This window comes from Streptomyces phyllanthi, assembly GCF_009377205.1.
GTDB classification, from domain to species: Bacteria; Actinomycetota; Actinomycetes; order Streptomycetales; family Streptomycetaceae; genus Streptomyces; species Streptomyces phyllanthi.
On record NZ_VJZE01000275.1, the window covers coordinates 1 to 12,286 of the forward strand.

Consider the following 12,286-nt stretch of genomic DNA (forward strand, 5'->3'; position numbering starts at 1 on the left):
GCTCCGTCGCGGTCGGGCGGGGGAAGTGGACGACGAAGTGGAAGCGGCGGGTGAAGGCCGGGTCGATGTTGTCCTTCAGGTTGCTCGTCAGGATCACCAGGCCGTCGCTGGCCTCCAGGCGTTGCAGGAGGTAGCCGACTTCCAGGTTGGCGTAGCGGTCCGTGCCGTGCTTCACCTCTCCTCGCTTGCCGAAGAGGGAGTCGGCCTCGTCGAAGAGCAGTACCGCGTGGCTCTCCTCCGCCTGCCGGAACGCGGCCTCCATGTTCTTCTCCGTCTCCCCCACCCACTTCGACACGATCTGGGCGAGGTCCACCTTCAGCAGTTCCAGGCCCAGCATGCCGGTGACGATCTCGGCGGACATCGTCTTTCCCGTGCCGGGCTCGCCGGTGAAGAGCGCCTTGACGCCGCCGTGCGCCGTGCGCCGGGCGAAGCCCCATGTCTCGGCGATTCGCGGCCAGGCCCGGAAGGCCGAGGCGATCTCCAGGATCTGGTTCAGCTGGGCGTCCGGCAGGACCAGGTCCTCGACCGTGCGCCGGGGCACGATCGAGTGGACGGCGCTCCCGCTGCGTCCGCGGGTGACGGTGGCGATGGCGGGTTCGATGTGGTCGGAGACCGGTTCCGGGCGGCCGTTGCCGGCCAGACGGGCTCCGGCCCCGGCGACCGCTGCCACGGCGCGCAGTTCGCCGCCGCTCATCCGGTAGCGGCTGGCGAGGTCCTCCAGGAGGGGTCCGTCCAGGTCCGGAAGCGCGGACGACCACATGGCGCGCCGGTCCCCCAACCCCGGCGCCGGCACGGTGAGTTCGGCGTACGCACGGGCGGCGAGCAGGCCCGCCGGGCGCCAGGGCTTCAGGCCAGTCAGGCACACCGGCACGCGGGAGCGGAGCAGCGCCACGGACACCGTCTCGGCGTGCTGTCCGTGCGGTTGTTCGCCGTGCAGGTCGTCGGTGGGGATCCACAGCAGCGCGCCCAGAGCGGCAGCCGTCCGCAGGTCGGCCTCCGGGTCCGTGGTCAGGCGCCGCAGCGGTGCTCCGGCCCCTCGAGCCAGGGCCTGTACCGCGTCGAGCTGTCCGTCCGGCGGGCATCCCCACAGACCGGCCAGGTCGATGTCGCCGGCCCCCAGCGCGCGACCGAGCCCGGTGAGGCGGTCCGACGACAGGTATGCGGAGAGCACGCGGGGTTCCGGCTCCACGACCTCGCCGGGGTCGTGGCCGAGCAGACCTACGTCACCGCCCCAGCCCAGCAGGAACTCCAGCACGCCCGGTCCGAGGACCAGTTCCTGGGAGAGCTCGACAGCCGCTTCGCCGTGGGCGCGCAGGAGGCCGTAGCGACGCAATGGGCCGGTTGGTCCGAGATCGCGGCGCAGGGCCAGCCGGGCCCCCGCGCTCCCAGGGCCCTCCTCCGGGCCGGGGCCTCCCGCGCTTTCAGCACCCCCCGCGACGCCGACCGCACTGATCGCACCAACCGTGACCAGCAGTTCCACACTCGGCAGCCGCCGGTTCAGGTTGTCCACGATGTAGGCGTAGATCCGCTCGTATCCGCGGTCCAGTTCGGGCGCCGCGACGAGGAGCAGCGCGTCCTGGTCGGCACGGGTCAGGCCGAACCTGGTGGCGAGGGCGTCCAGCGGCAGGGTCACGCCCTCGGCTGACGCGCGTCGTCTGAGCAGCCGTTCGGCCTCCGGCTCGGGCCGCGCCGGTATGTACGGTTCGGCCATGGCCTCGGTCAGGCCGTGCACCTCGTCGAGGAGGACACCGACCTGTTCGTCGGTCACGCAGTACGGCGTGAGGTCCGGCCGGGTGAGCCGTGCGGCGATCCGTGCCTGCCGCTCGACGGCGGCGCGCAGCGCCCGGTGCAGGCCGGCCAGCCGGATCCGCAGGTGCTCGACCGCCGGTTCACCCATGCCCGTCGCCCCCTGTGGTTCAGCCATGCCAGTCACCCACCCGTGGTTCACCCATGTCCCCGTTCCCGCCCTGGTTCAGCCATGCCCGTCACCCGCCCGAGAACGTCAGGGTCCGGCCGTCCAGCCACACCACGTCGGGGACGTCGGCGAGCAGTCCGCCGCGCAGCAGGTCGGCGTGGCGCCGCCCCAGCGGGATGCTCACCCTGACGACGTCGGGCTCGAAGCGGACGGTGGCCTCCAGGTCGGCGAAGCGGCTGAGGGACAGCAGCGGATGCGGTGTCTCGCGCCCTTGCCAGAGCGTCCAGGCGATCGTGGACAGGCCCAACGTCGCGGCCAGGGTGACGGTGCGCTCCAGGCCGCCGTCGTCCGCGAGCGGTATCGCCCTTCGCTCCACCGTCAGCGCGGTGACCAGGTCCGCGAGCCGCGCCGCGTGGCCGGGCAGCTCCGTGGCGAGCCGTGGATCCGGTCGTCCCGACCCCAGTCCGTCCCCGGTCGTCCACAGCGGCGTGCGCCACGGCAGGCGCGTCACCGGGTCGCCGCGCAGTGGCCGTACGGCCGTCATGAACGGCACCCCCGCCGCCGCCAGTTCCCGCAGGGCTCCGGGTGGGAGGGGGCCGTCGCAGATCAGTACAGGCGGCCGGCCGCACGCCTGCCAGTACGGCAGCAGCCGCGCGGTCTCCCCGGTCCAGGCGATCGGGAACATGCCCTGGGCGTCGACCATGAGCAACCCGTCGTCCCTTCCCGCGATCAGGAGCGGGTCGGCCGGGTCGTGGCCCCGGCACACCGAGAACGCCAGGACGCCGTCCAGGAGCGGGAGCGCGGGACCTGCCTGCCGGGCGAAGTCGGTGAGCCGCTCCTCGGGTACGGGCGGGTCGAGGCCGGCGAAGACGGCCGCGGCTTCCCTGTCCTGCTCGGTACGGCGCCAGCCCCGTACGGTCGCTCCCAGCACCTTGTACGCCAGGGCGGCCGCGAACAGCGGTGCCTCCTCGGCCAGTTCGATGCCCGCCAGGGCGGGCCCGATCGCGTCGAGGTACCCGATCCGCGCCAGCGGCCCGGCGAGCAGGAAGGGCAGCACGGAGCGCACCCGGACCTCGCGCGCGGTGGTGCGGGACACGGGTGGGTCCCCGGCCGCCGGGGACGGTGGCTCGGCGGTCCGGCCCGGCTGATCCGGGAGCCCGCCGGCATCGAGCAGGGCCCCCGCGAGCCGGGCGACCTCCTCGCGGTCCGCCGACGCGACGTGGTCCCTGAAGAATTCGGTCAGGGCCTCTCCGGGAGGAGCGTCGCGCAGCGGCTCGGGCAATACTTCCGTCAGTGCCTCCATCGCCCCGATCAGGAGCGCGCGCCGGGCGAGTTCGGCGAGCAGCCGGCCGGCCGACGCGTCGTCGTCCCCGAGCAGGGCGAGCAGGTAGACGTGGAGCGAGTGGTCCGGGAGCAGGGCGAGGAACGTGTCCAGTTCGTTCCGTTCGGCGAGTTCGGTGAAGAGCGCGCCGGTCGGAGGCGGCGACCACGGGGGCCGTACCGGAAGGAATGCCTCCTCGAACGGCATCGGTTCCGCGGAGGACCTGTCGGCGGGGAGTTCCGCCACCCGTACCGGCGCGACATGGACCTCGAAGGGCGCCCCGCCCCGCCCGGTCCGGCCGGGCCCGCCCGGCCGGACGGTGACGGTCACCGGCTCGGTGATCTCCACGTCCGGGCCGTCGCCCGCGAGGTGCTCCGCGAAGTGGTCCTCCAGCACCTCGGGAAGGGCGTCGACGACCTGGCGGACCAGACCGCGTGGGTCGGGCCCCCAGCTCCACCCACCGCTCCGGACCACCGTCATCGTGCACCGGTGCACCTCGATCTCCCCGGTGGTGATCTCCCCGGTGGTCCGTGCGGTGGGTGCGCTCATGCCACTTTCACCCTCTCCAGACGGCCCGCCCAGCCGGCCACCAGCACCAGCAGGCCGTACGTGGTCCCCGCGGTGAGGGCCACCGGCAGCTTCACCTGGGTCCGCCCTCCGGGGATCTCGCCGACGAGCACGTGGGTGTCCTGATCGTCGGCGACGAGTACGACCACGGGGGCGGAGGCGGTCGTGGGGAGGGGCAGGGTGATGGTGAGGTCGTCCGGCTTCAACGCGAGACCGTCGGTCCACTGCGGGAGGCTCAGCAGCGTCGGCTTGGGCTCCTTGTCGGACCCGCGCTCGACGCCGAAAGCCAACGGCTCGGCGAGTGCGCCCGGTTCGTCGTCCACGGCCGCCGCCGCGAGTTCCCTGGCGTCGACCGGAAGGATCGCGGTGCGGTTCGCACCGAGGGAGACCCGGATCGGCAGTTCGGGTCCCACGAGTGCGGCCACATCGGTCGGGGCGCTCGCGCCGGTGAGCGCCAGCGCGCCCAGGACATGGCCGGTGCGGTCCGCGTACACCACGGAGAGAGCCATCGTCAGCCACCGCCGTTCGTTGCCGTGACGGTCGCCACGACGAGGAAGTCGGCCGCTCCGGGCCGTTCGACGACCCCGCCCGTGCGGTCCGTGAGGTCGTACAGACGCGCCCGGCACCGTACCCGCAGGTCGTCGTCCACGGTGGCCTCCACGGGGATGTACAGCAACGACTCCCCCAGGGCGGGCGGGGTGCGCGGTGTCAGATGGACGTGTACGACGACCCGGCCGTCGGCGACCTGCTGTGCCGTGATGCCCGTCGGCAGCGGCAGCAGCATGCCGTCGGTGGCCGTCCCCGACGTCACCAGGGTGCTGCCGGCCGGCATCGTGCCCTCGAAGCTGCCCTTGATCTTCAGGTTGCCGTTGGCCTCCATGGTCAGCAGCGGGTCGACCGTGCCGCCGCCCTGGTACAGGCCGAAGACCAGACCCGGCTGGTCGCCGCCGGACAGTACGACCGCGGGCTTGCCCTCCTGGGCCGACTGGCCCGTGCGCAGGGTCAAGGAGCCCGACTGGGCCGAGACGATGTCCGCGCGCACCCCGGAGTACCGCACGGGGACCCCGCGCGCCTCGGTCTCGACGCCGCTGAAGTGGCCGCCCACCCAGCGGACGTAGCCCAGCAGGATGCGCCAGGGGTTCGACGGGCCGACGGGCGGGTCGCCGATCGCCGGTGGTTGCCGCTCGGCGACGGTCCGCTCCTCGCCGAGCCGCCCGAAGGAGATCTCGTACGACTCCTCCACCCGCGTGCTCGCGCCGGTACCGCCGCACGAGTCCGGGCGTGCGGGCGCGGCCGGTTCCCGGTCGGCCGCGGCGAGGAAGACCGGATAGGGCTCCTTCTCCTTGTCCCTTGCCGGGTCCGCGCCGTTGACCTCTTCGAAGTCGCTCTCCCGCAGTACGACCGGCTCGGTGAGGACCACCTCGCGGCCGGTGCCGTCGACGGCGTACCCGGGCGACACCCTCACCTCGACGTAGCGATCGTTGGACACCGGGTCGGTACGCGGCTCGGTGACGAGGCCGAGCCCTTCGGCGACGCCCCACTCGTGCAGGTGCCGTGCGTGCCGGGCGGACAGGCCGCGCGCGTACTCGACCGTGGCCGTCAGGTCGGCGGCGGCCAGTACCTGGCCCTCGTGGAAGGCGGGGCGCATGGGACCCGTCATGGCGTCTCACCGGGCTTCCGGTTACGGGAGGTGCGGGAGGACCGGGTCCGCTTCACCGGGGGTTTGGCCGGGGCCTGGTCCGACTCGGGGGGCTGGTCCGGCGTGGAGGGTCCAGCGGGCTCGGCGGGCTCCGCAGAAGCAGCGGGCTGGTCCGGCTCGGGGTCCGCGCTCCGGGGCGCCGGCGCGCCTTCGAGCTCCTCCAGCCGGGGCCCGAGCCGCTCCGGCAGTTGCTCCGCCACCTGGCTCACCTGCTGCTGCGCGCTGCCCAGTTGGGTGCGCAGCCCCTCCAGCGCCGCCGTCAGATCGGCCACCTGCGTCCTGAGCATGGCCAGTTCCTGCATGCTGTCGGTCACTTCGCTGGGGGTCGTGTAGACCTGTTCGTGCAGGGCTTTTGGCGGGGTCTCCCCGGGTGCCTGGGTGAGCAGCAGGGAGAGCATCCTCTCCAGGTCTCCGGTGCGCGGCCAGTCGTCGAGCAGCCCTTCGGCGTACGGACGCGGCACGGGGCCCTGCGACGGCAGTTCCGGCTTCCGGTGGCACGGCGGGGGCTTGCAGCACAGCCGCTCGGCCAGTTCCCGCAGCCGGTAGAGCTTGGGCAGCCACTCCCCGTACGCCGATCCGCCCGGCAGCACCTGCTCCCGGGTGGCGGAGCAGATCCGTACGACGTCGCAGCCGTGCAGTTCGACGTACGCGAGCAGGACGTCGGTGTCGGTGGAGTCGCCGCACGGCGGGTTGAGCGTGGCGCACGCCGCGTCGGTCACGAACCGGCGCACCGCCACCGTGAGTTTCGCGGCCGCCTCCGCGATCTGCTGCAGGCCGGCGATGGTCGTGCGCTCCGTGCTGCCCTCCGGAGGGGGCGGCAGGAGCGGCGGTACGTCGACGGCGGCGACCTTCGAGCGCAGCGCGCAGTCGGTGACGCCGGGGCTCTGCTCCAGGCGGTCGAGCAGCCAGTCCCGGATCAGGCTCAGATCGGCGCCGAACTCCACCCGTAGCGCGTGGCTGAGCGGTGTGCCCTGGGCCACCAGGCGTACTTCGAGCGGGGCGTCCGGGTCTCCCCCTTGGCGTACGACCCTTGCCGTGGTCTCGTCGACCACCGCGCGGGCGAGGGAGCGGCGCAGCGGGTCGGGCCACGCCGCTTCCCAGTCGATGTCGCGCAGCCGGTCGCACGCCGTGCCCAGCTCATTGCGGGCGTCCTGGACGAACTTGAGGTCCGGGTAGTCCTCGGTGAGCCGGGCCTGCCCGGACCGGTCGTAGGTGTCGAACCGGGCGACGGCACTGGCCAGTGCGCGGACGTGCTCCGTCATCTCAGGGGCCGCGGACGCGGGCGGTGCCCCGTCGCCTCCCGCGTTCTCGCGCAGCCAGGCGAGTCCGGTGGCGAACCGCTTCGCGTCGGTGGCCTCGAAACGGAAGGTGCGGCCCGTACCGGCGGACGCGGCGAACAGGGCGTCGAGGTAGAAGCCGAGCCGCCGGTCGCGGCTGCGGGCCTGGTCGGCGCGGCAAAGATTGCCGAGTGCGGCGAGCAGTTGGGTGCCGGGGTTGTGGCGGTGGTCCTCGAAGTCACCGCACTTGACGAGGAATTGGTAGCCCTCCTGGACCCGGGAGGGTACGCACCCCGGTGAGGGGCAGGGCTCCTCCGTGGCGTACGGCGCCACCGGCTCGACGGGGAGTTCCCGGTACCGCACGAAGAGGCCGTAGCGGCGTTTGCCGTCGTCGTCGCAGGGCTCCTTGCAGTCCACGCCGAGGGCGTCGACGCGCTGCTCCTGCACCAGGGCCCGTACGTCGACCTGTTCGGTGCAGGACACGACGATGTCGTTGCCCGCGCTGTCGAGGGCGTGTCCGGGGTGCACCACCACGGTTCCGCCGCCGCAGGGATCGCAGGTGACGCCGAGTCCGCAGACGACTCCCGGGCCGGAGAGGGACCGGTTGTGCAGTCTGTCCTTCGCCGTCATGTAGTCGACGAGCAGGCTGAGGTCGTCCTCGGTCAGCAGTTGTCCTGCGAAGAAGCGAGGGCGTACGAAGGCGGAGGTGCGGGTGGCGTCGCCCCCGCAGCCGCATCCGCAGTCAGTTCGCATGATCAGCGCTCCTTCACGAAGAACCAGCTCTCGAAGACGTCCCCGCCCACACCGGTGCCGGACGTCCAGGGCCCGATGCCGGACGGCGGGACGTCACAGCCGCGGTGCCGGGCCGCCCCCGCGGAATCGGTGGTGCCGGTTGTGTCGGTGGTACCGGCGGTATCGGTTGTGTCGGTGGTGCCTGCCGTGTCGGTCGTGCCCGCTGTCTCGGCGGTGCGGGGCTGCTCGTCGATCAGCGGTACGCGTCCGCCGACGTGGGTGCCGTCGACCGGGCGGCAGCAGCGGTCCAGGATGAACGCGGTGCGGACGGTGATCATCAGACGGTCGCCGTCCTGCAGCGTCTCCCGCGTCGTCTGCCGGTACCGGAACTCCTGGGTGAACTCGCACGAGTCGTCGGCGGGTTCGGTGTACTCCCCGCGCATGTGCCAGATGCCGGCACTGCTGCCCCTGCCGCCCTCGATCACCTGGAGGTCGACCACGCCGTGCCGCAGCGAGTCGGTCCGGACGTCGCCGGAGAACCGCACCACCAGCCCGCCGTCCTCGTTCTGGGTGCCGAGCAGGGCCTTGGCCTCGTCGATGGTGTAGGTGTGCCCGTGGATCCAGTTCACGCCCGTGATCACCGTGGGCACGTGCCGGCCGAAGGGGCGGCGGACGTTCATGTGGATCTGGTGTTCGCGCACCGGTTCGTGCCAGTCGACGCAGTCGATCCTGGCCAGCCAGAGCACCTTGTGCTCGCACGGGGAACAGCAGGTGTCGCAGCGTTCGTCCGCCGGGGGTTCGCACCCGGTGACGCGGATCGTGTAGCACTCCTCCGTCCTGCCGTACTCACAGTCGGAGGTGTCCGCGCAGGTGTCGTTGTAGACGGCGCGGGTGGCCTCCACGGCCCGCTCGGCGTACTGGACGCCGACCCAGACCGTGTCCGTGTCCCGTTCGTTCCGGGGCAGCGCCTTCCACAGGTCGATCACGCAGCTGTCGCGTACGACGACCTCGTTGCCGTCGCAGTCCACGGCGAGCCCGGGCGTGATCCGCACCCTGGCCCTGCGCGGGGTGCGCTCCTGCTCCGCCTGCTGGGTCTGCTCGCTCTGTTCGGTCCGCTCTGCCTCACAGTCGTCGTCGTGGCGCCGCACCGGCTCCACGAACAGGCCGCACACCACGCCGTACCCGAGCAGGCAGCGCATGCGCAGCTTCAACTTCTCGCGGTAGTACTCCTGTTCACCCTGGAAGTCCCTGGCCCCCAGCATCTGGCCGTGGAAGTACCGCAGCCTGCGCAAGGGCGGCGCGTCGAACTCCGCCGACCGTTCGGTCCCTGTCTCCGTCATCGCTGTCCTCTCACCACACCTGCGTATGCACACCGACGGCGGAGACCACTCCCACACCCACCCCTCGGCGCGACCCTCTCGGTCCTGGTCTGAGCACCCCGTCGCGGTTCAGCCGCAGCGGGTGTTCGCCGCCCAGTACGGGCGGCGGCAGTGGTACGAACGCCGTGTCCACGCCGACCGTGGAGCGCGAGCCGACCACGAAGCCCGCGCCACCGGTCCGTACCGACCCCACCGTGTGCGCCGGTGCCTGCCGCTCCACGAGCCGCAGGAGCGCCTGCTCGTCCGCCGATCCGGCGGGAAGGAGCACCCGGAACCGGTGCGCGTGCGCGGTGAGCGGGTCGCTGTCCGGCGCCCCGAACGCCCGCAGGGGCGCCGCGCCCAGCGCCGATCCGCCGATCCGGAACCGGCTCGACGACCGGCTGAACAGCCGCACGGTGCCCAGGCCCTGCCCCTGGGTCCCATGGGAAACCTGGGGCCCTTCGGAACCGACCGCCTCACGCAGCCACGCCCACCTGCGGTCCGTCGCCAGCTCGTCGATGACCGGGCATACCCCGAACACGATGCTCACGGCCTCCCGCAGCGCCCACGGTGTGCCCCGGCGCCGGTACAGCTCCGGGGCCGCCTCCAGCAGCTTGCGCCGGGTCCCGGCGTCCCAGCCGGCCTCGAAGGACAGACCCAGCAGTCCGGCCAGCCACGGCAGCACCCGGTCCGGAACACCGGCCGGGTCGAGGAGCGCCGGATACCGCTCGATCACCCGGTCCAGATCGGCCAGCGAGGCGTCGAACAGCGACAGGAAGCGCTCGGTGAAGTCGTCGGCCGCGGGGTCCGTGCGGTAGGCGGGCGGCAGGAGTTCGGCGCTGGTGGACCGCGGGAAGTCCAGACGGATCCGGCGTACGACCGGAGTCGCGCCCCCGTCGCCCGAAAGCCGCAGGCGCAGCCGCAGATAGCGGCCGGGCGGCTGGTCGACGAGGAAGTCCGTGACTCCGGGGGGCGATGCCTGCCAGTCGGTCTCGTCGTACAGGTCGTCCTCGGACACCACGATCTCGACCGCGACGGCCGTGCCGGCGGGAACGTCGGCGTCCACGCGCACACGGTGCCAGCGGCACCGTGAGATGCCGCTGTCGATCAGGCCGGTGAGGAAGAACCCGCCGGTCACATACGGTGCCGTTGCCGTCGGCGGGGTCTGCCTCGGCCCGCCCTGCCAGGTGTGGCAGGTGGTCACGGCGCCGTCCGGGCCGTCCTCGCGCAGACAGAACCCGTCCTCGTCCGCCGAGACGAGCGCGGACGGCGGCAGGGCCGCGGCGAGTTCGTCGACGGTGGCGACACGGAAGCTACGGTGCCCGCCGCGTCGGTTGACACCCCGGTGGATCGTCAGCCGACCGTCTTCGTCGGTGAGCAGCCAGACCGTGCGGCCCTCTCCGGCGCGCAGCCCGACGACCTCTCCTCGCGCACCGGTGCGCAGCAGCCCGCGGAAGGCGCCCGTCGAGTCGTACCGGCGCAGTTCGGTGCCGCCCGCGCAGGCCACGAGGATCTCGTCCCCGGGTGCGGGCGCGGCCCACCGGGGCTCGTCGGTCCTGATCACACCGGCGAGTTGCTCCCCTTCACGGCGCCACACCAGGACCCGGTCGCCGTCCACCACGACCAGCCGGTGTCCCCGCGCGGCGACGGAGACGGGCTCGCGCAGCAGGCCGGGGTCGCACCCGGGCGGCCATACGGTGCTCCAGGCGCCCGTGCAGACGTCGCGGCGCAGCAGGCCCGGCCCGTCCGGGACGAGCAGGTACCAGGCGCACGGGCCGCACCCCGGTGCGAGGCGGGGGTCGGGGAACCACGGCAGCAGTTGCTCCCTGGTGGGGCCCTCCGGTGCGGGGCCGCTGCGGGCCAGCCGGACTCCGGCCGGGTCGTCGAAGCCGACGATGCCGTCCAGCCCGGGCTCGCCGCCGGCGGGCTGCTCCCAGCCGACATGGGGGTCGAGGAGGCGGAAGGTGGCGGGGTGCGGGGTGCACGTCATGTCCGGTCTCCTACCGGGATCAGCAGCGGGCGCTCCGGCCAGACGAGGGTGTGGGGCGGGATCGCGTGGTCGGCGCAGGGCGGCTGCCGTATGCCGTCGACGACGAGCGAGAGCCGGGAGACGGCCAGGACGCCGTCGGCGGCCAGGAGGCGCCGGACCAGCGCCGTGTGCCGCAGTGCGCCGCCGAACGGCCAGCCCGCGCCGTTCTCCCCGCCGCGCAGCGGATCCAGGTAGGTGCGCACCGCGTCGCCCGCCCTGGTCAGTACGGAGGCCCGGTCCTGGTCCGGGTCGAGCGCGACCCATGCCTCCACGGCGACCCTCCGGTACGGCGCGGGGGCGGCGACCACCGTGACCCCGGCGGGGGCGACCTCGCGGGTCAGGAAGTCGGCGACGGCGCGCAGGGTGGCGGCGGTGGGGACCGGTGGCTCACCGCTGTCGTCGCCGGGCGGTACGACGAGGACTCCCACGACGCCGGGGATCGGCACACCGGCGAACTCGGGGTGCAGCCCGGCCACGCCCTGGGCGCGGGCCACCGACGCGCCGGGGGCGTGCACGGCGAGGAGGCCGTAGTCGGCCGGTGCCACGGCGCGCCCCCGGGCCCGGAGTTGGCCGACGCCCCGGCGCATCGCGTCCGCGTCGGGCTCGGCGTCTGCGCCTCCCGTGGCCGGGAAGGGGTTGTTGACGCCGGTGACGAACGGCAGCGCGGTCACCACCTGGTTGACGGCACCGGCGCGTACGGCCCCGGCGCTGCCGCCGCCGACCCGGTAGCGCACGGCCCGTACGTTGCGGAAGCCGGGTGGTACGGCCGCGCCGTTGACGCCGTCCCCGAAGGTCACCTCCCCGGCCTCGTGGTCCACGGTGAACACCCGGTCGTCGGCGCCGTACGCGGCCAGGCTCTCCACCTCCCGCCAGCGCGAGGAGGTTCCGGACGTGGTGCCCGACGTGGAGCCGGTCGTGATGCCGGTCGTCGTGCCGAACACGTCACCGCCCGTGTCGTCGTCGACCTCGATGACGACGGACCCGGCGAGGATGGGTGTCTGACTGAGCGTCATCCGCCTCAGTCCGCTCGCCCCCGGGGTCTGGACCGGCTGCAGCGGCTCGTCCCTGATCGTGCGGGCGGCGGTGGACGCGACCGTGTTCAGCCGCAGTCCGGACAGCACGGGCGCCGGTCCGCCGAAGGCGCCGTGCGCGATCTGCAGCCGCAGCCAGCGCATCCGGGGCCGTGGCCGGGGGCCGGGCGGGCTGCCCGGTTCCCACGAGCGCGGGACCCTGAGCTCGACGGTCCCGTCGGCGCTCAGCCCGCCCGTGGAGTCCCGCACCAGTTCGGCGGGCACGAGCCGGGTGCCGTCGAGGACGTCCCAGCGCAGCAGGGGCGCGGCGGGCAGCGGAAGGGGTGTCGGGCCTCCGGAGTCCGCGGGGGCGGGGGG

The 12,286-nt window shown here is 73.3% G+C and carries 8 protein-coding genes; all 8 read right to left on the bottom strand.

Annotation, left to right across the window (positions count from 1 at the left end; all coding sequences use genetic code 11):
- On the bottom strand, positions 1 to 1,897 hold a 1,897-nt coding region (locus FNH04_RS29895), incomplete at its 3' end, for an ATP-binding protein (protein ID WP_152788905.1).
- Positions 1,898 to 1,985: 88 nt separating this feature from the next.
- The gene (locus FNH04_RS29900) at positions 1,986 to 3,785 is read right to left on the bottom strand and encodes a hypothetical protein (protein WP_152788899.1); all 1,800 of its coding nucleotides are present in this window, start codon (positions 3,783 to 3,785) and stop codon (positions 1,986 to 1,988) included.
- On the bottom strand, positions 3,782 to 4,312 hold the full coding sequence (locus tag FNH04_RS29905) for a hypothetical protein (RefSeq protein ID WP_194236862.1): 531 nt from the start codon (positions 4,310 to 4,312) through the stop codon (positions 3,782 to 3,784). Before FNH04_RS29905 ends, FNH04_RS29900 begins: the two co-directional genes overlap by 4 nt.
- Positions 4,313 to 4,314: 2 nt before the next feature.
- Positions 4,315 to 5,463 (bottom strand): hypothetical protein, encoded by a 1,149-nt coding sequence (locus tag FNH04_RS29910; protein WP_152788900.1) that lies wholly within the window; start codon positions 5,461 to 5,463, stop codon positions 4,315 to 4,317.
- Positions 5,460 to 7,532 carry a hypothetical protein gene (locus FNH04_RS29915; protein WP_152788901.1) on the bottom strand — a complete coding sequence of 691 codons (2,073 nt, stop codon included), beginning with the start codon at positions 7,530 to 7,532 and terminating at the stop codon, positions 5,460 to 5,462. The genes FNH04_RS29910 and FNH04_RS29915 overlap by 4 nt, the downstream gene beginning before the upstream one ends.
- Before the next feature lie 2 nt (positions 7,533 to 7,534).
- Positions 7,535 to 8,851 (bottom strand): hypothetical protein, encoded by a 1,317-nt coding sequence (locus FNH04_RS29920; protein WP_152788902.1) that lies wholly within the window; start codon positions 8,849 to 8,851, stop codon positions 7,535 to 7,537.
- A 10-nt stretch (positions 8,852 to 8,861) separates the two neighbouring features.
- Complete coding sequence (locus FNH04_RS29925) at positions 8,862 to 10,859, bottom strand: phage tail protein (RefSeq protein ID WP_152788903.1); 1,998 nt, start codon at positions 10,857 to 10,859, stop codon at positions 8,862 to 8,864.
- On the bottom strand, positions 10,856 to 12,286 hold a 1,431-nt coding region (locus FNH04_RS29930; protein WP_152788904.1), incomplete at its 5' end, for a putative baseplate assembly protein. The genes FNH04_RS29930 and FNH04_RS29925, both read right to left, overlap by 4 nt.

Coding starts and splice junctions, on each gene's coding strand:
- FNH04_RS29920 (WP_152788902.1), bottom strand. CDS start 8,851: ATGACGGAGACAGGGACCGAACGGTCGGCGGAGTTCGACGCGCCGCCC.
- FNH04_RS29905 (WP_194236862.1), bottom strand. CDS start 4,312: ATGGCTCTCTCCGTGGTGTACGCGGACCGCACCGGCCATGTCCTGGGC.
- FNH04_RS29925 (WP_152788903.1), bottom strand. CDS start 10,859: ATGACGTGCACCCCGCACCCCGCCACCTTCCGCCTCCTCGACCCCCAT.
- FNH04_RS29900 (WP_152788899.1), bottom strand. CDS start 3,785: ATGAGCGCACCCACCGCACGGACCACCGGGGAGATCACCACCGGGGAG.
- FNH04_RS29915 (WP_152788901.1), bottom strand. CDS start 7,532: ATGCGAACTGACTGCGGATGCGGCTGCGGGGGCGACGCCACCCGCACC.
- FNH04_RS29910 (WP_152788900.1), bottom strand. CDS start 5,463: ATGACGGGTCCCATGCGCCCCGCCTTCCACGAGGGCCAGGTACTGGCC.